Raw genomic sequence first — 17,334 nt, forward strand, 5'->3', positions numbered from 1 at the left:
CAGGAGGTCCCGATGAGCACCATGACCGCAACCCGCACATTCCGCCCCGCGATGCCGGCGCCGCGCCCCGCGCCGACCGGCCAGGTCCGGCTCACCCGCCGCGGCCGCCTCGTGGTCTTCGTGCTGGCACTGCTGGTCGTGCTCGGGCTGGGGCTCTACTGGGCCGCCGGCTCCGTGGCCACCGAGGAGCCCGGCACCCCCGAGCCGACCCGCGTGGTGATGGTCGGCACCGGCGACACCTTGTGGGGCATCGCCGCCGACATTGCCGACGACGGTGACGTCCGCGCCATGGTCGACCACATCGAGCAGCTCAACGCGCTCGACTCCGGGATGGTCGTCGCCGGCCAGCGCCTGCGCGTCCCGACGGGCGAGTGACCGACACGCACCACTGAGACCTCCGCCAGCCGACTCGACCCCGGCTGGCGGGCCGGGGAAGACGAGGGGCGGGGCCTGGTGGCCCCGCCCCTCGCGGCGTTCTCCCGGTGGTTGAGGCGATGCACTGAGGAGGCGCGCCAGCGCCGTGTCGAAGTGTGCGAGCGCCGGTGGTTGAGGTGCGAGCGTCAGCGAGCCTCGAAACCCCCGGCGACCCAGCCGCCGACAGCAATCACCTTGTCGGGCGCGGGCCGACCCGCCATCCTCACCCCATGGCCGGCTACTCGGGCACCCCACTGGTGCGCAAGCTCGGCATCAAGGACGCCCACATGGTCTTCCTCGACGCCGCCCCGGCCTCGGTCGACCTCGGCGACCTCGGCGCCGCCCACGTCGTACGCCGCCTGCCGCGCGCCGCGGACGTGACGCTCACCTTCCAGACCGACCTCGCCGCCCTGACGCGTCGGCTGCCGGTCCTCCTCGAGCGGACCACCACGGACGGGATGGTCTGGGTGTGCTGGCCCAAGAAGGCCGCACAGCGTTCCGCCCGCAACCCCGACGGGCTCGTCTCGGACCTCGACGAGGGCCGGGTGCGCGACCTCGGGCTCGGGCTGGGGTTCGTCGACGTCAAGGTCGCGGCGGTCGACGAGGTCTGGTCGGGCCTGAAGTTCGTCAGGCGGCTGGTCGACCGGCGCGCGTGAGGTGGTGGCTCAGCGAGATGCGCGCCGGCCGCCGACGGGGCGGGGCAGGTCGGGGGGAGTGGGCGTCGACGAAGCTGAGGCGCCGTGCTCGCGGAGCCGGTGCACGAGGCGGGGGATCAGCATCAGGGCGACGAACAGGCAGGCGACCGCCCCGACCGAGGCCAGGGCCAGGAACCCCCAGGCGGCGGACTCGCCGCCGCGGGCAGAGCTCCCGAAGTCGATGGCGGCATAGACCAGGTAGCCCCACGCCACGACCGCCAGGGTGACCCCGGCCGCGAGCGCCAGCAGCGAAGGCTGCAGCCTCGACGGACGCTTGGCCGCCCGCCGCGGTGCTGCCCTCTTCCCCGACCCCACATGCGACATTCTGACCGATGATCGCGGCGTTCGTGCGCTCGGGCTCGAACGAGTCGTCAGGACGCCGAAAGCCGTTGTCAAGGGCCTCATGGGCAGTCCTTTCCGGCCGCGCTGTCCTAGGCTGGCCCCCGTGGTGGAGGGTGCCCGCTCGTCGGTCGACGAGCCGATGACGCATGTCCCTCGCGCGCCGCTCGGACACCTCTCGCGGTTGGGGTTCGCGCTGCGCAGCGCCCCCGACGTCGACGACATCGCGCGCAACGTGATCGGCGACCTGGGGCAGCTCCCCGGCGTCGCCCGGGTCGGCCTGGCGCTCACCGAGGGCGGCGGCCGTCGGCTGCGGTTCGTGGCGACCGAGCGGGTGAGTCCCGAGGGGCTCGAGTGGTGCCACATCGACGCGTACGAGGACGTCCCGCTCACCGCGGTCGTCCGCAACGGCGAACCGGTGCTCGGAGAGCTCGACGCCCTCGAGCAGAAGTACCCCGACCTGGTCGCCTACAAGCGTGACGAGGGCGTGGCGGCGCTGGCGGCGTGGCCGCTGCCCGGGACCGGTTCCCCGATCGGCGGGATCATCCTGTTCTACGACGCCCCGCAGGCGTTCACCGAGCCGCAGCTGGGGCTGCTCGAGGCGGCAGCCCGCCGCGTGGCCGAAGCGGTGCGCCGGGTGCGGGTGACCGTCGGTCGCAGCCACGGCGACACCACCCCGGACGACCCGGCGGTGGCCGGCGAGGGGCGTCGCGCGAGCCTGCTGCTCGACAGCGAGCCCCGCTCCCCGGGTGCCGCGCGCCGGTTCCTGCGCGAGCAGCTGAGTGCCTGGCAGGTCGAGGGCGACGCGGTCGAGACCGCCCAGCTCTGCCTCTCCGAGCTGGTGACCAACGTGGTGATGCACGCCCAGACCACCTCCCAGCTGACCCTCGACCTCGAGGACGACGTGCTCACGGTCGTGGTCCGCGACCTCGGTGGCTCCACCAGTGCCGGCGCCCCCGCTCCCAGCCCGCCGCCGGGGGAGGGGGACGACCCGCTGCGGGTCTACGGTCGCGGGCTGATGCTCGTCGACGCCCTGGCCGACCGCTGGGGCTCCGAGGTCGACACCACCGGCACCAGCGTGTGGTTCATCCTCGAGCTGGACGGCGGCCAGGCGTCGTCCCAGCAGACCGGCTAGGGGTCCGCCCGAGCCGATTCCGGGGCCGTGTCGACGACCCCAGTCCGAGGGTGCGACACACCACCCGAAATGACTATTTTCGGTTGCCCGCAGGCCGCTGACCTGCAGTTTCTCTGCACGCGGCCGACCGGCCCCCGGGTGTTGTCGCGTTCGCGTTGCGCTGCCCCGGATCGCGGCGTACGGTTACCACTACATCTAGTACTTACACCGGTGTAGTTATCCACATCTAGTTCACAGAACGGGTGCGGAAGCCCCACAGGTGACCGGATGTTCTACACAGAATGACCCCCGATATCCACAGCCTCTCCACACCCGTCCGAGGGTGTTCGTGGCGAGCCCGGATGTCGGAACCGAGACGCGAGAGGGGGACCCGATGCACTGCCCGTACTGCCGCAACACCGACACCCGGGTCCTGGACTCCCGCGTCGCCGACGACGGCGGCTCGATCCGCCGCCGGCGTACCTGCAGCTCCTGCGCCAAGCGGTTCACCACCGTCGAGCAGATGCAGCTGACCGTGCTCAAGCGCTCCGGTGCCACCGAGCCCTTCACCCGGGACAAGGCCGTCGCCGGCGTCCGGAAGGCCTGCAAGGGTCGCCCGGTCAGCGAGGACGACCTCGCCTGCCTCGGCCAGGCCGTCGAGGACGACCTGCGCAGCCAGGGGCTCGCGGAGTTCCCGGCCCACCAGGTGGGCCTGGCGATCCTGCGCCCGCTGCGCACGCTCGACGAGGTGGCCTACCTCCGCTTCGCGAGCGTCTACCGCGCGTTCGAGTCGGCCGACGACTTCGAGGATGAGATCGCCATGCTGCGCGCAGAGCGCAGCGCGGTCCCCTCGAGCCCCGGCGAGCTGCTCGACGCCACCGCCTCGGCCCCACCGGGCTGACCCAGACCGCCCGGCGCCCCGTTGTGGGGAAGCAGCGCGGCGCCGGGCGCACCACACCATCCACTGTCGGTGGTCGGAGGGATCATCAAGACAGCACCCCGCTTCAAGCTTTTCCGGCGACTGCCGGGCCAGATCAGAGACACCACGACACGAGGGAACAGGGAGAGCGCACACATGACCGAGACGGTGAGCGGCGGGGCATCCGCCAAGACGGGGGCCGGCCTGAAGATCGATCGGGTCTTCAGCACCGAGGGCACGCACCCCTACGACGAGATCTCGTGGGAGCGTCGCGACGTCGTCCAGACCAACTGGAAGACCGGCGAGGCCGTCTTCGAGCAGCGCGGCGTGGAGTTCCCCGACTTCTGGTCGGTCAACGCCTCGACGATCGTCACCACCAAGTACTTCCGCGGCGCCGTCGGCACCGACGCCCGCGAGTGGAGCCTCAAGCAGCTCGTCGACCGGGTCGTGAAGACCTACACCAAGGCGGGCGTCGAGCACGGCTACTTCGCCACCGACGCCGACGCCGAGGTGTTCGAGCACGAGCTGACCTGGCTCCTGGTCAACCAGTACTTCTCCTTCAACTCTCCCGTCTGGTTCAACGTCGGCACTCCCTCGCCGCAGCAGGTCTCCGCGTGCTTCATCCTCTCGGTCGACGACTCGATGGACTCGATCCTGAACTGGTACAAGGAGGAGGGCTTCATCTTCAAGGGCGGCTCCGGCGCCGGCCTGAACCTCTCCCGCATCCGCTCCTCCAAGGAGCTGCTCTCCTCCGGCGGCACCGCCTCCGGCCCGGTCTCCTTCATGCGCGGTGCCGACGCCTCCGCGGGCACCATCAAGTCCGGCGGCGCGACGCGCCGTGCGGCCAAGATGGTCGTCCTCGACGTCGACCACCCCGACATCGTGGAGTTCGTCGAGACCAAGGCGCGCGAGGAGGACAAGATCCGCGCGCTGCGTGACGCCGGCTTCGACATGGACCTCGGCGGCGCCGACATCACGTCGGTGCAGTACCAGAACGCCAACAACTCCGTCCGCGTCAGCGACGAGTTCATGCGTGCGGTCGAGGACGGCACCGACTTCGCCCTGCGCGGCCGGATGACCGGTGAGGTCATCGAGCGCGTCGACGCCCGCGACCTGTTCCACAAGATCGCCAAGGCCGCCTGGGAGTGCGCCGACCCGGGCCTGCAGTACGACGACACCATCAACGACTGGCACACCAACCCCGAGACCGGCCGGATCACCGCGTCCAACCCGTGCTCGGAGTACATGTCCCTCGACAACTCCTCGTGCAACCTGGCGTCGCTGAACCTGCTGAAGTTCCTCAAGGACGACGACACCTTCGACTCCGAGCTGTTCGCGAAGGCCGTCGAGCTGATCATCACCGCGATGGACATCTCGATCTGCTTCGCCGACTTCCCGACCGAGGCGATCGGCAAGACCACCGTGGACTACCGCCAGCTCGGCATCGGCTACGCCAACCTCGGCGCGCTGCTGATGGCGATGGGCCTGGGCTACGACTCCGACGGTGGCCGCGCGATGGCCGCCGCGATCACCTCGCTGATGACCGGCACCTCCTACAAGCGCTCGGCCGAGCTGGCCGGCGTGGTCGGCCCCTACAACGGCTACGCCCGCAACGCTGAGGCCCACAAGCGGGTCATGCGCAAGCACCAGGCCGCCAACGACACCGTGCGCACCCTCGGCATCGCCGACTCCGGCGTGCACAAGGTCGCCACCGCCGCGTGGGCCCAGGTGATCGAGCTCGGCGCGACCAACGGCTTCCGCAACGCGCAGGCCTCGGTGCTCGCACCGACCGGCACCATCGGCTTCATGATGGACTGCGACACCACCGGCATCGAGCCCGACTTCTCCCTGGTGAAGTTCAAGAAGCTCGTCGGCGGCGGCTCGATGCAGATCGTCAACCAGACCATCCCGCGCGCGCTGAAGAAGCTGGGCTACCAGCCCGAGCAGGTCGAGGCGATCGTCGCCTACATCGCCGAGCACGGCCACGTGATCGACGCGCCCGGCCTGAAGACCGAGCACTACGAGGTCTTCGACTGCGCGATGGGCGCCCGCGCCCTCAAGCCGATGGGCCACGTGCGGATGATGGCGGCGGCCCAGCCGTTCCTCTCCGGCGCGATCAGCAAGACGGTCAACCTCCCCGAGAGCGCCACCGTCGAGGAGATCGAGGACGTCTACCTGCAGTCGTGGAAGCTCGGCCTGAAGGCCACCGCGATCTACCGCGACAACTGCAAGGTCGGCCAGCCGCTCTCGGGTGGCAAGGGCGAGAACAAGGGCGAGGCCGCAACGGCGCAGACCGCCGAGGCCCCGGTCGAGGCGAAGGTCGTCGAGAAGATCGTCTACGCCCCGACCCGCAAGCGCCTGCCGAAGTCCCGTGTCTCGCGCACCACCTCCTTCACCGTGGGTGGCGCCGAGGGCTACATGACCTCGGGTGCGCACGATGACGGCCACCTCGGCGAGGTCTTCCTCAAGCTCGGCAAGCAGGGCTCGACCCTGGCCGGCGTGATGGACGCCTTCTCGATCGCGGTCAGCATCGGCCTGCAGTACGGCGTGCCGCTGGAGACCTACGTCTCGAAGTTCACCAACCTGCGCTTCGAGCCCGCCGGCCTCACCGACGACCCGGACGTCCGCATGGCGCAGTCCCTCATGGACTACGTCTGGCGCCGCCTGGCCCTGGACTACCTCCCGTTCGAGTCGCGCGCCGCCCTGGGCATCTACTCGGCCGACGAGCGCCAGCGCCACCTCGAGACGGGCTCCTACGAGCCCGTCGAGGAGACCGGCTCCGCCGCCGAGCTCCTCGAGGCCCCGTCAACCTCCGTCCCGGTGGTCGAGGCCGAGCTCGTGGAGACCAAGGACAGCCACGGCTCCGAGGCCCGCGAGGTCCCGGCCCAGCCCGCCAAGGAGGCCCACACCTCCGCCGAGCTCCTGGAGAAGATCACCGGCCACGCCGTCGACTCCCCGCTCTGCTTCACCTGCGGCACCAAGATGCGCCCCGCCGGCTCGTGCTACGTCTGCGAGGGCTGCGGCTCCACCAGCGGCTGCAGCTGATGCGCATCGTTTTGCGAGCGGCACGGGACGCGACCTGACTCGATATTGAGTGGGCCGACCGCCTCTGGCGGTCGGCCCACTCGGTCGAAGCGGGGTGGCGACGGAGCAAGGATCGGGGGCGTGAAAGTGGCAAGGGTTCGAAGCTTGAGACCGGGGACCTGCCCTACGTCAACGGCACGCCGGAGTGGTCCGACGTGATCCCCGGGGCGATGGAAGGCATCAGCCGGGCGCACGGCCTCGACCTGAGGAAGTACCTCTCCAGGTGGGGCCGCATGGTGGTGCGCACCGAGTCGCACCAGTGCATCGGGGAGATGTCCGGGGAGTTCCCCAACCTGACGATCAAGCACCTGATGAAGAAGCGCTACGAGGACATCCTCGACGTGCCGGTCTTCCGCCGGATCATGAAGGGCCTCGAGATGGGGTCGGCCTCGGGCCACCCGAGCGCGCCGATGTTCATGGTGTGGGGCAACCACGACGGCAAGGGCGACGACGTGATGGTCGCGAAGGACCAGGCCGACCTGGCCGCGGAGTACTGCCGCCAGGGCGTGCCGGTGCAGACCCAGGAGATCCAGGGTGCCGACCACAGCGACGCCGGGGCGAGCTTCATCCCCGCGGCGGAGGCCTGGCTGGCCGCGCGCTTCGCCGGGACGCCGCCGCCGAGCACCTGCTGACCGAGCCGTAGATCGTGCACAGCCCGTCCTCGGCGCTGCGTTGTCCACAGGAGCCGTAGCGAGCCTTGTGACGGCACCTGCTCGAGGCGAAGTCTGAGGGCATGAGCACGCCGAGATCGCCGTACCCGTCCAGCCCGTCCAGCCCGTCACCGGGGTTCCGCCGCGGGAAGCGGATCAGCGACCTGATGACGCGCGAGTACGAAGCGTTCGTCGACAGCGCGACCGCCGCCGAGCGGGCAGGTGACGCGGCGACCGCACTGGAGTACCACCAGGGCGTGCCGATGTTCCGCCGCAGCGCGCACCGGGTCGTGCTGACGCAGCTGGCCGACCTGTCGGACGAGATGACGCCGTGGCTGTGGGCCCGGTGGGTTGCCTACCAGTGCACTCGCGCCGAGGACCCCGGCTCGCTGTCGCGGGAGTCGTCCCGCATCGCGCTGGACTACACGGTGCGGATGTTCCATGCCGAGGATCTCGAGCGCGCGTACGACGAGGGTGCCGACCCGATCCAGCTCATGTCCAGGACCGTGGGGGAGGACTGGGCCTACCACCAGATCTGCACCTTCGAGCTCCGCGGTCTCGAGCTCTTCCTGGAAACGCTCGCCACCGGACGGCTCGCGGAGGGGTGCTCCCTGGCGCGCCAGTGGGTCGGGGCCACGATGAGCGGCTTCCGGCTCGAGTCGGTCGGCGGAGGGCGACTGGTCGTCCGAGACCTCGGCGGGGAGGACCGCTCGAGCGAGGTCCTGGACCTGGGAGCGGGACTGCTGCTCGACGTGGGCGGCTTTGTGATCGGGCGACTGGTGCCCAGCGGGACCACCCCGGCGCTGATGTTCGACACCCGCCCACTGCCGGTGGACGAGCAGACCGCTGTCGCGGCTGCGACCGGAGACCGTCGTGGTGCGTGGATCACGGCCCTAGAGCGGGCATTCGCCGAGGGACGCCTCGAACGCTCGATGTTGCGGTCGGAGGACCGCGAGCTGGTCACCGACGTGCCAGGCCTCATCCTGCTCGAGCGCGCCACACCGCCGGCCGCGTGGCCAGCGCCAGGGAGCAGCTCGCCCGCGGGCGTGACGAGATCGGGCGCGCGGCGTACCGCGTCCTGCGGGCTGTCGCCGAGGGGTCGTTCGGGCCCGAGGCGGACGCGTCGTACGTCGCGGCCGCGGTGCTGAACCCGCACGGGTTCGCGGAGGCCCAAGCACAGCTGGTGGCGGCCGGCCATCGCGGGGCCTGGGAGCACTGGGCGGGGCTGGTCCCGCCGCCGGCCCAGGGCCGGCTCGCCCTGCTGGCGGCGCTGAGTGCCGAGGCTGCGGCCTGATCGTGGAGGACCGGGGCTGGGGCCGCTCAGCGGAGGGACGACAGGGCGGCAACCACGAGGAGGTACGACGCCAGGCCGACGCCGACCGCGACCGGGACGGAGCGTCCGCGGAACGCGATCAGCAGCCCGACTCCCACCGCGAGCGCGCCGACGAGCGGGGCGGCGGCGATGCTGCCGTCCTGGTGGTGGAGCACGGACCGGACGGTGACGGCCGCGATGACCGCGAGCCCCGCGAACCCGGCCGCCTCCGCAAGCCGCACAGGCAGGCGGTGGGCGCCGACCAGCGGCACCGCTCGGAACAGCAGGCTGCCGAGGCCGACCACCAGGACGGCGAGCAGGACGTTCATCGCGCACGCTCCGCGAGCACTCCGCAGGCGGCGCCGACCGAGCCGGCCAGCAGCAAGGCCGTCCCGGTGTCCGCCTGCCACGTCACCGCTGCCGTGACCCCGCCCGCGGCCATCGCGGCGGCGACGGGACGTTGTCGCAGCTGAGGTACGACGACGGCGCCCAGCGTGAGCGGCGTGACGAGGTCCGTGACCGGAGTGGCGGAGATGTGACTCCCGATGAGCGCCCCTGCCGTGACCATGGCCGGCCAGGCGACGAACAGCGTGATGGCCGCGCCGAAGTAGTACGACGGAGCGTTGCGCGCGCGGTCCCGGGCCAGTGCCCAGGGCGCGTCGGTGAGCATCACTGCCGCCGCGATCCGACGCCACATCGGCTCCGACCGCCACGCCGGCGCCATCGCCGCGGCGTACGCCGTGAGCCTGGCGTTGACGAGGAGGCCGACCGCGGCAGCGGCCATCCAGCCACCGCCGTGGGCGAGCACGTCGAGCAGGGCGAGGTGGGCGGCGCCGCCGTAGACCAGCCAGGTGCCGGCCCAGGCGGCCCACGGCTCGGTGCTCGCGGCGACCGAGGCGCCGACCACTAGGGCGAACGGCGCGTACGCAAGGAGAATCGGCGCCATCGCCCGGATGCCGGCGTGCAGCTGTCCGGCTCCCGGGGACCCCGCTCGCCCCAGGGCTTCGGGGGCCAGGCGCTCGGTCACAGCGATCGGCGGCCGCGCCGCCGGCGGCGCTCCCGCTCGAGCTCGAGCGCCTGGAGCTTGCCGGGCTGCCTGAGCCGGCGGCCGACCTCGTTCTCGAACGCCCGAGCGGCCTCGAGGGACAGGTTGGTGTGCATGCTTCCTCCAGTGAGTTTCGGTAAGGCACTCGAGCGTGGACCGGGCACCTTCCCGCGGCCTTCCCTCGTGCCGCGACCACCGTGTCTCCGACGCAGTTCTCACAGCGTTCGGGGAAGGTCGGGGGAGAGCCGCAAAGGCGAACGCCTGCTTCGTCGTACTCATCGCTCATCGGCCGGTGATTGATTGCCGGCCACGGGCGGCGCGCACCCCAAGAACAGGCGATGCGTCCGGCGCCGTGCGGGTGCGTACTGAGAAGGACGGACTCGGGAGGACACCATGCGCCGCATCCGAACCACGACCGGGCTGCTCGTCGCCGCCTGCGTCGCCGGCGCGGCACTCACCGCGCCCGTCCGGGCCGCGTCGGACTCGGCCGCCGCGCCGGCGGGTCCCGCCGCCAACGGGCGGATCGCCTACGTCGACGTCGGCGACAACACCTCGTCGTTCGACGTCTTCACGGTGCGCCCGCGCGGCGGAGGTGTCCGCCGGCTCACCGCCGCGGGCGACGCGTTCTCCCCGGCCTGGTCTCCCGACGGGCGAAGGATCGTGTTCGAGCGGAACCGGCTCGGTGCCGGCACGCAGTTCTGGCTCATGGGTCCTCGCGGGCACCACAAGCGCCTGCTGCTCTCGGGGCTGCAAGGCGGCCGGTTCCCGTCGTGGTCACCCACCGGATCGAGCATCGTGTTCGCCGCAGACGCCGCACGAGAGACCCGCCAGCTGTTCGTGTACCGCCTGCGCACGGGCACGGTGTCGCGGCTGACGAGTCCCGGTCGGCGGCACTGGTCCGCCGACCAGCCCGCCTGGTCGCCACGCGGCGACCGGATCGCCTTCATCAGGTACAACCGCCGCAGCCGCCCCGATCTCTTCACCATCCGCACCGACGGCAGCGGGCTGCACCGGCTGACCCGCTCGGCGTTCTCGGAGTTCGACCCCGCGTGGTCCCCGGACGGCTCGCGCATCGCCTACACCCGGTCGTGGCAGGAGCAGCCCTGCCGCTCGGACGTCTTCGTCATCGCGGCGAGCGGCGGCACGTCGCGAAGGGTGCTCGACCGTGGCTGCGACGACTCCGAGCCGAGCTGGGCGCCGAACGGCGCACGGATCGTCCTCTACAGCAACCAGAAGGCGGGCACGCCGGGCTGGCGGCGGCACTCGGGCCTGTGGACCGTGCGTCCGGACGGCACCGACGCGCGGCTGCTGCTCCAGGGGATCTTCGCGGGCGCCCCCGACTGGCAGGCCAGGTGAACCTCTCCTCCACGCATCACGCCGGGTCCGGCTCCGACGACTGACGCACACCGGGAAGCACGACGAGCTTGGCCCCGGGGCTCTTCTCGGGCAGCCAGTCCTCCCACGGCTCGATGTCCTCGGCGAACGGCGTACGCCACGCCAGGTGGCCGAGCAGGGCGATCACGAACTGGTCGGTGGTCATGCCGTACTGCCGCGCACGGGCCATCAGCTCCGAGTGCAGGGCGATGGGCATGCCGTCGATGCAGAACGTGACGCTGTCCTCCTGCCGGGAGGCTGCCATCGCACGCCAGTGCTCGGACTCGCGGGTCTCGAGCGGGTCGTAGAGCAGCTCGTCGAGCGGTGCGTGCGGCGAGGACAGGAGGTCCGGGTCCTCGAGGCGGGCGAGGGCCAGGGCGTGGACGACCCGGGCGGCGCGGTCGACCCGGTCGGTGGCGGCGTTCCAGCTCGCGGTGTTGCGGCGTTCGGCGACGAGCTCGCGCACGTGCAGCTCCTCGGCCGCGCCGGCCAGGTCAGCCCGGTCGACGGTGCTGACCTCGAGCTCGCCCGACCGCCACCGCAGGGCGATCAGGTCACCGCGCTCCGCGTCCGGCAGCCAGCCGCGAGGGCCGACGAGGGCCGGCTCGGCGGACTGTGACGCCCGGACCCGGCCGCCGCCGGCCAGCGGCAGAGGTCGCGCGCAGGCCATCAGCAGGAAGGGGTGGACGCCCTCCCCGAGCCACAGGTCGCTCCGATCGCGCAGGGAGCCTCGGACCCGGTGGGTGAGGACGATCCCGTCCAGGACGTGCGCGAGGTTGGCCACCCGACCGTCGGGCCGCACCACCAGGGTCGTGGCCTCGTCCGCGAGCTGTTCCACCCGGTCCCGAGTGATGCGCGGATCCCGGATCCGCCGCCGTGCCCGGTCCGCCAGCCACTCCATGTTCTGCGGGCCGTGCTCGTGGGTGAGCTCCTCGAGCACGTCGTGGAGATCGAGCTTGTCGAGCCAGGTCGATGACGTCATGGGTTCCTCCGAGGTCGAGGTCACCGATTCTGCGCACATCCGGTCCCGGCCGTCGGCGCTCATCCACAGGCCTGTCCGAAGCCGTCGGTGGCGGCCCCTACGGTGTGGTCCGCGGCAGCAGGTGCGGCCGACTGATCGAGGGAGGGTGCATGGACCTGGACGAGGCGGCGGGGCTGGGGCGGCGGCTGCTGGACCGGCACGGACTCCGGGACTGGAGCATCGTGTTCGACCGGGCCAAGCGGCGTGCCGGCATCTGCCGGCCCGGCCGCAAGCAGATCGGGTTGAGCGCACCGCTCACCTCGATCCACCCGGAGGCGGAGGTGCGCGACACCATCCTCCACGAGATCGCCCACGCCCTGGTCGGCGCGCATCACGGTCACGACGCGGCCTGGCGGGCGACTGCGCTCCGGATCGGCTGCAGCGGCGCCCGGTGCACCAGCCAGGACGCCCCGAGCATCGAGGGCGACTGGGTCGGCACCTGCCCTGCGGGGCACCGGCTGACCCGTCATCGACGTCCCGAACGGCCGGCGGCGTGCCGTACCTGCTCACCGTCGTTCGACGTCGCCAACCTGCTGAGCTGGACCTTCCGGGGGCAGCCGGCACCCATGCTTCCCGGCTACCGCGCCGAGCTCGAGCGCCTCACCGCAGCGGCGTCTCGCCCGGTGGTCCGCTCGCCGGTCCGGCCGGGGGACCCGGTGCGGATCGTCATCCCGGGCAGCAAGTACGACGGGGTCACCGGCACCCTGGTCAAGCGGGGCCGCACCCGCTACCACCTGCGCGTCGGGAGCTCGGTGATGACGGTGCCGTTCTCGATGGTGCAGCCCGTCTGACCAGCCGCGTCAAGGTGTGCCCCGCTCAGGACCAAGCACGCGACCCGACCCGGGTCAGGTGTGCCGCTCCGCGCCGGTGGGCTCGGCTTCGTCGTGCACGTGCGTGCCGATCTCGCGGTCGGGCCGGCCGAGCAGGAAGACGATGACGCCGACGACCGCCACGATCACCATCACGACCAGGGTGATCCAGTCGAGGTTGAAGTAGCCGCGCGGGCTGGTCAGTCCGGTGGGCGCGACGACGTTCAGGAGCATCAGCCCGAGGTAGGCGGCGGCGATGATGCAGACCGGCCACCCCCAACGCCCCAGACGGAACCTGCCCTCAGGTACCCACCCGCGAGACCGGGCGACCATCGCGCCGATCACCGTCAGCAGGAACGACAGGTAGATGCCGCTCACGCCGAAGGACACCAGGGAGACCAGGGCGTTGATGTTGGCCGGGTAGGTGATGAACCCGATCTCGACGTTCTTGGAGGGTGAGTAGAACACCAGGAGCACGAACAGCATGGTGACCACGGCGCCGGCCAGCAGCGCGTTGGTGGGCGTCTTGAACCGCGGGTTCACCCGCGAGACCCACCCGGAGCCGGGGAGGGCGCCGTCGCGCGCGAAGGAGAACGCGAGCCGGCTTCCAGCGCCCTGCACGGAGGTGCCGCACGAGAAGAACGCGAAGATGATCAGCAGCAGCAGGAAGTCCTGCAGCCCGCTCGGCAGCTCGCCGAGGATGAACGGCACGCCGCCGCCGTCCACCGTCTTGCCCACCGGGTCGCTGCCGGACGGCATGGCCAGCAGCAGCGCGGCGACGAGCACGAACGACGAGACGCCGCCCCAGATCAGGGCCTGGCGCATCGAGCGCGGCACCTTCACACCGGCGTCCTTGGTCTCCTCCGAGATGTCCCCGGCCGACTCGAAGCCGTAGAAGATGTAGACGGGTGCCAGCACCGCGATCAGCGCGGCACCGGTGAGCCAGTGGCCGCCGAAGTCGAGCCCGAGCGCGTTGGTCGCCTTGTTCTCCGCGCCCTGGGTCGAGAAGAGGAACCCGAGCCCGTGGTGGAAACCGTCGATGGCCAGGATGATCGCGATGCCGAGCGTGCCGACGATCTCGACGTACACACCGAACTGCGCGACGCGCCCCATCACGCGGGCGCCGGTGATGTTGAGGACGGTCTGGATGACGACCAGGCCAGCGGTGATGACGAGGATCGTCAGGTGGTTGGTCGGGTCGAAGTTCCAGCCGAACCAGTTGTGCGACAGCGCGGTCGTGTAGCTGACCACGCCGGTATCGACGGCCGCGACCGTGATCAGCAGCGCCATGCCGTAGAACCAGCCGACGAACCAGCCGTACGACGGTCCCACGGAGAACTTGCTGTACTGGTAGAGCGCGCCGGCCACGGGGTAGTGGCTCGCGAGCTCCCCGAAGACCAGTGCCACGAAGAGCATCCCGGCGACCGGGATCCAGGTCAGCCAGACGTACGCCGGGCCGCCGGCCGCGACGCCGAGCGCGAACAGCGAGTAGATGCCCACCATCGGGGAGAGGTAGGTGAACGCGACCGAGAAGTTGGCGAACTGTCCCAGCACCCGGTTGAGCTGCGGGTGATACCCCAGGCTCTCGAGCCGGTCGTCGTCGTTGAGGCCCTCGGGGCGAGCGGGCTCGGACATGTCACCCTCCTGGATGGTCGCACGTCCCCCGTGGTCGAGTTGCTGCGCGGAGCCGGCCAGGACTGGCGCCGTGTCACCGCGCGACCACCGCCCCGATTTCGATGGATCGTGAGGCTCGTCCCTGAGCAACGCCGGCTGGCGCGCGACGTTGCTCGAGCACGCGTCTCGTCACCATTGTCGCGCCCGCACCATGCGTGTCCATCACAAACTTTGGTCACGCGGGAGCGGTCTTCTTCGGGTCAGCTCCGGTTGTCCCGCGCGAGCGTCGCCTCGACGCGGCGTGCGATCTCGGTGAGCCAGCCGCGGTAGCCGCCCTTATCGGGGTCCGGGACGTAGTTGCAGCCCTGCGCCACGAGGAACGCTCGTAAGTCCGACTCGGCATGGTGTTCGCCCAGAGCGCTCTCGATCTCGATCGGGAGATGGCTGGCAAGCTCGGCCGATTCCTCGATGAATCGGTCAAGTGCCGCCCATTCGTCATCGAACTCGATGGGCCAGTCCTGGTGAAGGTAAGCGCCGAGGAACTGGCACAGTGCTGGAGTCTTCTCGGGTGTCGGCGGCATGTCAGACCGGGCGCGCTCCACCAACCGCAGACGAGACTCGACGAGCGATCTCAGCGAGCCATCCCCTATATCCGCCGTCGTTTGGCTGCGGTTGGTAGCAGCAGCCAAGGGAGATCACATAACCCGCCGTTGCCTCCTCCGTCGGGAACTCGGCCAAAACCGCCGCGATCTCGTCGGGCAACAGGACGGACTCGGCTGGGTCGTCGGCCACGAACGCGTCGATCGTCTCCCATACACCGCCGTAGACGTCCTGGAAGTCCTCGTGGAAGTAGGCGGCCATCAACTGGCGCAACAACTCGGCTTCCAAGGTTCTCTCCTCTCTACTACTCATGGCGTGGGAAACGCAGTGAGGATTCGGTACCCCTCCGGCATGGATGCGTCGCGAACAAGAACGACGCGAAACGAACTGCTGTCGACGATAGTGCCGCTCCGGAAGGCACACCGTCCGACCACTTGAGATGCAGTCGTGTCGAGCTCAAGGGGTCTCCTCCCGTCTGCCAGCCATTGAGACACTTCCGCGTCTCGGGAGGCAAGCAGACGTGACATCTCGGATTCTGCGACTTCTTGGCTGGTGAAGGTGGAGGACTTGCTCAGCCCTGGCTGATCTCGGAGACGCTGCAAGAGTTCCTCATTCGTCTTGCCCACATGCTTCTTCAGGGTGTGGCTGCCCGAGTGCTCGTGCTTCACCAACCACCCCGGCTCCCGCTCCCACCACAGCTTCAGCGTCCCGGCCTCACCCCGCGCCAAGGACCGCGCGACGGTGGCGTCGTGGAACTTGGTCAGGGTGATCCGGACAGTTTGAAGAGCTTCGCGCGCGGCGCGGACGGACGCGGCGACACCGGCGGCGAGGGCGCGGAGGGCCTCGAGGATGGCGGCGAAGCGCGGGGACTCGGCGGCCACGCGGGCGACGACGGCGGAGAGACCGGCGGCGGTGCCGGCGCCTCCGGTGATCGCGCCGAGGGCGACACTGATGACCACGCCCTCTACGACCTGCTCGAGGAGCCATTCGGCGAGGTGGAGGATCTCGGCGCGCTTGGCCTCCACGGCATCGGCGTAGGAGTCGCAGGCGGCGGCGAGCGAGGCGAACTGGTCGGCGAGGCCGGCGATCGAGGTGCGCAGCTCGTGGGTGGCGTCGATGGCGAGGGGGATCTCGGGGGAGCGCTCGCGCCAAAAGGCCCGGATCGCCGAGTCGCAACACGGGACGAGGCCGTCGAGGCCGGTCGCCGCGGCACGCCACGCGCCCGCGGCGTCGCGGAGACGGTCGACGTCGGCGCCGGGCCACACGAACCCCTCGATGTGGTCGAGGATCCAGCGCACCTGGTCGGGCAGCAGCGGGGTGTCGGCGCCGAGCGAGGTCGGTGGAGTCGTCGGGAGGACGGAGACGTACGCACTGTGGTCGCCCATCTCGGGCAGGTCGCCGCCCTCGTAGACGGTGGCGCCGACCGCGATCGACCTGACGTTGGCGCGGGTGTGGTTGGCCAGCGAGGTGGTGGTGAGGCGCCCGAGACCGGAGCAGGAGTCCACCAGGTCGGCCAGCGAGGAGAGTGCCTCGCGCGCCCCGTCGTCGTACGCCGCGGCGAACTCCTGCGAGGTGCTGTCGTCGCCCGCCATCCCGGCGTACGACGACAGCCGCCCCGCCAGCCGGGTGAAGCAGAGTGCGGACAGCTGGTTGGCGTCGACGAAGGCCCCCGCGGCGGTCTGGTAGCCACAGCCGAGCACCTCGAGCCTCACCGGACCTGGCTCCACATCCGCGCGTTGGCCTCGGCCGCGGTCGCGTAGTTGTCGCGGGCGACGTCGGCAGCGAGCCGCATCAGGCCGAGCGCCTCCTGCATCTCGCGGAAGCCCGCCGCCCAGGTCCGGTGGGCCACCCGGTGGGCCTCCGCCGCCTCCCCGGACCACGTGTCGTGCAGGGCGCCGACGGAACGGTCGAGCTCGTCGAGCAGTTCGCCGAGCTCGTCCCCGCAGCGCGTCAGCCGACCGACCAACCGCAGCAGCCCGTCGACGTCCGCGACGAACGCCGACACGCCAGCGCTCATCGGGCGGGGCCCGCGGCCACGTCCTGCGCGATGCTGCCCATCCGGGCCTGGGTGCCCGCGTCCTGCTGCATCAGGCCCAGGCGGACCTCCTCGACCAGCCGCCGCAGAGCGAGCAGGCCGTCGAGCACCTCCTGAGAGCCGCGGCACCAGCCCGCCCAGCCCTCGCCGAATGCCTCGGCCGCCAGCCCGGACCAGTCGCCGTCGAGCAGGCCGTCCACGTGGCGGCCGGCTTGACGTCGCGTGGTGTGCAGCCGGTCCGCCGCCCGGTCGAGCTCGGCCAGAGCGGCGCGGAACGCGGGGTTGTCGACGGTGATCGTCATGGAGTCT

Annotated in this window: 21 protein-coding genes; 10 read left to right on the forward strand and 11 right to left on the reverse strand. The window is 71.0% G+C overall.

Going from position 1 to position 17,334, the window contains the following annotated elements:
- Positions 1 to 12: 12 nt before the first annotated feature.
- Together H0S67_RS04325 and H0S67_RS04330 are read left to right on the forward strand one after the other, a co-directional pair.
- The gene (locus tag H0S67_RS04325) at positions 13 to 375 is read left to right on the forward strand and encodes a LysM peptidoglycan-binding domain-containing protein (RefSeq protein WP_180935579.1); all 363 of its coding nucleotides are present in this window, start codon (positions 13 to 15) and stop codon (positions 373 to 375) included.
- Positions 376 to 644: 269 nt separating this feature from the next.
- Positions 645 to 1,070 carry a DUF3052 domain-containing protein gene (locus H0S67_RS04330; RefSeq protein WP_180935580.1) on the forward strand — a complete coding sequence of 142 codons (426 nt, stop codon included), beginning with the start codon at positions 645 to 647 and terminating at the stop codon, positions 1,068 to 1,070.
- A gap of 9 nt (positions 1,071 to 1,079) precedes the next feature.
- On the opposite strand, the gene H0S67_RS04335 is transcribed toward H0S67_RS04330, so the two are convergent.
- On the reverse strand, positions 1,080 to 1,424 hold the full coding sequence (locus H0S67_RS04335) for a hypothetical protein (protein WP_180935581.1): 345 nt from the start codon (positions 1,422 to 1,424) through the stop codon (positions 1,080 to 1,082).
- A gap of 130 nt (positions 1,425 to 1,554) precedes the next feature.
- Here H0S67_RS04335 and H0S67_RS04340 point away from each other — a divergent pair, with 130 nt between their 5' ends.
- The 6 genes from H0S67_RS04340 (at position 1,555) to H0S67_RS04365 (ending at position 8,509) form a co-directional block, all read left to right on the forward strand.
- On the forward strand, positions 1,555 to 2,583 hold the full coding sequence (locus H0S67_RS04340; RefSeq protein WP_180935582.1) for an ATP-binding protein: 1,029 nt from the start codon (positions 1,555 to 1,557) through the stop codon (positions 2,581 to 2,583).
- A gap of 373 nt (positions 2,584 to 2,956) precedes the next feature.
- Positions 2,957 to 3,463: a transcriptional regulator NrdR gene (nrdR, locus tag H0S67_RS04345; protein ID WP_180935583.1), complete on the forward strand. Its 507-nt coding sequence runs from the start codon at positions 2,957 to 2,959 to the stop codon at positions 3,461 to 3,463.
- Between the two features lie 174 nt (positions 3,464 to 3,637).
- Positions 3,638 to 6,526, forward strand: a complete 2,889-nt coding sequence (locus H0S67_RS04350; RefSeq protein ID WP_180935584.1) for a vitamin B12-dependent ribonucleotide reductase — start codon at positions 3,638 to 3,640, stop codon at positions 6,524 to 6,526.
- 209 nt (positions 6,527 to 6,735) lie between these two features.
- On the forward strand, positions 6,736 to 7,197 hold the full coding sequence (locus tag H0S67_RS04355; protein ID WP_180935585.1) for a lipase family protein: 462 nt from the start codon (positions 6,736 to 6,738) through the stop codon (positions 7,195 to 7,197).
- 101 nt (positions 7,198 to 7,298) lie between these two features.
- Positions 7,299 to 8,363, forward strand: coding sequence for a hypothetical protein (locus H0S67_RS04360; protein ID WP_180935586.1), 1,065 nt, complete (start codon positions 7,299 to 7,301; stop codon positions 8,361 to 8,363).
- Entirely contained in the window at positions 8,357 to 8,509 is a 153-nt protein-coding gene (locus H0S67_RS04365; protein WP_180935587.1) for a hypothetical protein, read from the forward strand. Before H0S67_RS04360 ends, H0S67_RS04365 begins: the two co-directional genes overlap by 7 nt.
- A 26-nt stretch (positions 8,510 to 8,535) precedes the next feature.
- On the opposite strand, the gene H0S67_RS04370 is transcribed toward H0S67_RS04365, so the two are convergent.
- From H0S67_RS04370 to H0S67_RS04380, 3 genes are all read right to left on the reverse strand, one after another.
- Positions 8,536 to 8,856 carry an AzlD domain-containing protein gene (locus H0S67_RS04370; protein WP_180935588.1) on the reverse strand — a complete coding sequence of 107 codons (321 nt, stop codon included), beginning with the start codon at positions 8,854 to 8,856 and terminating at the stop codon, positions 8,536 to 8,538.
- Positions 8,853 to 9,473: an AzlC family ABC transporter permease gene (locus tag H0S67_RS04375; protein ID WP_180935589.1), complete on the reverse strand. Its 621-nt coding sequence runs from the start codon at positions 9,471 to 9,473 to the stop codon at positions 8,853 to 8,855. The genes H0S67_RS04370 and H0S67_RS04375 overlap by 4 nt, the downstream gene beginning before the upstream one ends.
- 77 nt (positions 9,474 to 9,550) lie before the next feature.
- Positions 9,551 to 9,688 (reverse strand): hypothetical protein, encoded by a 138-nt coding sequence (locus H0S67_RS04380; protein ID WP_180935590.1) that lies wholly within the window; start codon positions 9,686 to 9,688, stop codon positions 9,551 to 9,553.
- A 277-nt stretch (positions 9,689 to 9,965) separates the two neighbouring features.
- On the opposite strand from H0S67_RS04380, the gene H0S67_RS04385 reads away from it, so the two are divergent.
- The gene (locus H0S67_RS04385; protein ID WP_180935591.1) at positions 9,966 to 10,928 is read left to right on the forward strand and encodes a PD40 domain-containing protein; all 963 of its coding nucleotides are present in this window, start codon (positions 9,966 to 9,968) and stop codon (positions 10,926 to 10,928) included.
- Positions 10,929 to 10,944: 16 nt separating this feature from the next.
- Here H0S67_RS04385 and H0S67_RS04390 read toward each other — a convergent pair whose 3' ends face one another.
- Positions 10,945 to 11,928 (reverse strand): hypothetical protein, encoded by a 984-nt coding sequence (locus H0S67_RS04390; protein ID WP_180935592.1) that lies wholly within the window; start codon positions 11,926 to 11,928, stop codon positions 10,945 to 10,947.
- Positions 11,929 to 12,077: 149 nt separating this feature from the next.
- Here H0S67_RS04390 and H0S67_RS04395 point away from each other — a divergent pair, with 149 nt between their 5' ends.
- A complete protein-coding gene (locus H0S67_RS04395; RefSeq protein ID WP_180935593.1) occupies positions 12,078 to 12,758 on the forward strand; it encodes a SprT-like domain-containing protein in 681 nt (226 codons plus the stop codon).
- Between the two features lie 54 nt (positions 12,759 to 12,812).
- Here H0S67_RS04395 and H0S67_RS04400 read toward each other — a convergent pair whose 3' ends face one another.
- The 6 genes from H0S67_RS04400 to H0S67_RS04425 all read right to left on the reverse strand — a co-directional run bounded on the left by H0S67_RS04400 (position 12,813) and on the right by H0S67_RS04425 (position 17,327).
- Entirely contained in the window at positions 12,813 to 14,411 is a 1,599-nt protein-coding gene (locus H0S67_RS04400) for an APC family permease (RefSeq protein ID WP_180935594.1), read from the reverse strand.
- Positions 14,412 to 14,650: 239 nt separating this feature from the next.
- On the reverse strand, positions 14,651 to 14,992 hold the full coding sequence (locus H0S67_RS04405; protein ID WP_180935595.1) for a contact-dependent growth inhibition system immunity protein: 342 nt from the start codon (positions 14,990 to 14,992) through the stop codon (positions 14,651 to 14,653).
- A complete protein-coding gene (locus tag H0S67_RS04410; RefSeq protein WP_180935596.1) occupies positions 14,973 to 15,278 on the reverse strand; it encodes a contact-dependent growth inhibition system immunity protein in 306 nt (101 codons plus the stop codon). Before H0S67_RS04410 ends, H0S67_RS04405 begins: the two co-directional genes overlap by 20 nt.
- 20 nt (positions 15,279 to 15,298) lie before the next feature.
- Positions 15,299 to 16,702, reverse strand: a complete 1,404-nt coding sequence (locus tag H0S67_RS04415) for an RNase A-like domain-containing protein (RefSeq protein ID WP_180935597.1) — start codon at positions 16,700 to 16,702, stop codon at positions 15,299 to 15,301.
- Positions 16,699 to 16,995, reverse strand: coding sequence for a WXG100 family type VII secretion target (locus tag H0S67_RS04420; protein WP_180935598.1), 297 nt, complete (start codon positions 16,993 to 16,995; stop codon positions 16,699 to 16,701). The genes H0S67_RS04415 and H0S67_RS04420 overlap by 4 nt, the downstream gene beginning before the upstream one ends.
- Positions 16,996 to 17,003: 8 nt before the next feature.
- Positions 17,004 to 17,327, reverse strand: a complete 324-nt coding sequence (locus H0S67_RS04425; RefSeq protein ID WP_180935599.1) for a WXG100 family type VII secretion target — start codon at positions 17,325 to 17,327, stop codon at positions 17,004 to 17,006.
- Positions 17,328 to 17,334 lie beyond the last annotated feature (7 nt).

Origin of the sequence: Nocardioides ungokensis (assembly GCF_013466985.1) — a bacterium.
Taxonomy (GTDB): Bacteria; Actinomycetota; Actinomycetes; order Propionibacteriales; family Nocardioidaceae; genus Nocardioides; species Nocardioides ungokensis.

Excerpts from the sequence above, each read along its gene's own strand:
- H0S67_RS04325 (WP_180935579.1), top strand. The coding sequence starts at position 13 with ATGAGCACCATGACCGCAACCCGCACATTCCGCCCCGCGATGCCGGCG.
- H0S67_RS04330 (WP_180935580.1), top strand. The coding sequence starts at position 645 with ATGGCCGGCTACTCGGGCACCCCACTGGTGCGCAAGCTCGGCATCAAG.
- nrdR (WP_180935583.1), top strand. The coding sequence starts at position 2,957 with ATGCACTGCCCGTACTGCCGCAACACCGACACCCGGGTCCTGGACTCC.
- H0S67_RS04350 (WP_180935584.1), top strand. The coding sequence starts at position 3,638 with ATGACCGAGACGGTGAGCGGCGGGGCATCCGCCAAGACGGGGGCCGGC.
- H0S67_RS04355 (WP_180935585.1), top strand. The coding sequence starts at position 6,736 with ATGGAAGGCATCAGCCGGGCGCACGGCCTCGACCTGAGGAAGTACCTC.
- H0S67_RS04360 (WP_180935586.1), top strand. The coding sequence starts at position 7,299 with ATGAGCACGCCGAGATCGCCGTACCCGTCCAGCCCGTCCAGCCCGTCA.
- H0S67_RS04370 (WP_180935588.1), bottom strand. The coding sequence starts at position 8,856 with ATGAACGTCCTGCTCGCCGTCCTGGTGGTCGGCCTCGGCAGCCTGCTG.
- H0S67_RS04375 (WP_180935589.1), bottom strand. The coding sequence starts at position 9,473 with ATGGCGCCGATTCTCCTTGCGTACGCGCCGTTCGCCCTAGTGGTCGGC.
- H0S67_RS04380 (WP_180935590.1), bottom strand. The coding sequence starts at position 9,688 with ATGCACACCAACCTGTCCCTCGAGGCCGCTCGGGCGTTCGAGAACGAG.
- H0S67_RS04385 (WP_180935591.1), top strand. The coding sequence starts at position 9,966 with ATGCGCCGCATCCGAACCACGACCGGGCTGCTCGTCGCCGCCTGCGTC.
- H0S67_RS04390 (WP_180935592.1), bottom strand. The coding sequence starts at position 11,928 with ATGACGTCATCGACCTGGCTCGACAAGCTCGATCTCCACGACGTGCTC.
- H0S67_RS04395 (WP_180935593.1), top strand. The coding sequence starts at position 12,078 with ATGGACCTGGACGAGGCGGCGGGGCTGGGGCGGCGGCTGCTGGACCGG.
- H0S67_RS04400 (WP_180935594.1), bottom strand. The coding sequence starts at position 14,411 with ATGTCCGAGCCCGCTCGCCCCGAGGGCCTCAACGACGACGACCGGCTC.
- H0S67_RS04425 (WP_180935599.1), bottom strand. The coding sequence starts at position 17,327 with ATGACGATCACCGTCGACAACCCCGCGTTCCGCGCCGCTCTGGCCGAG.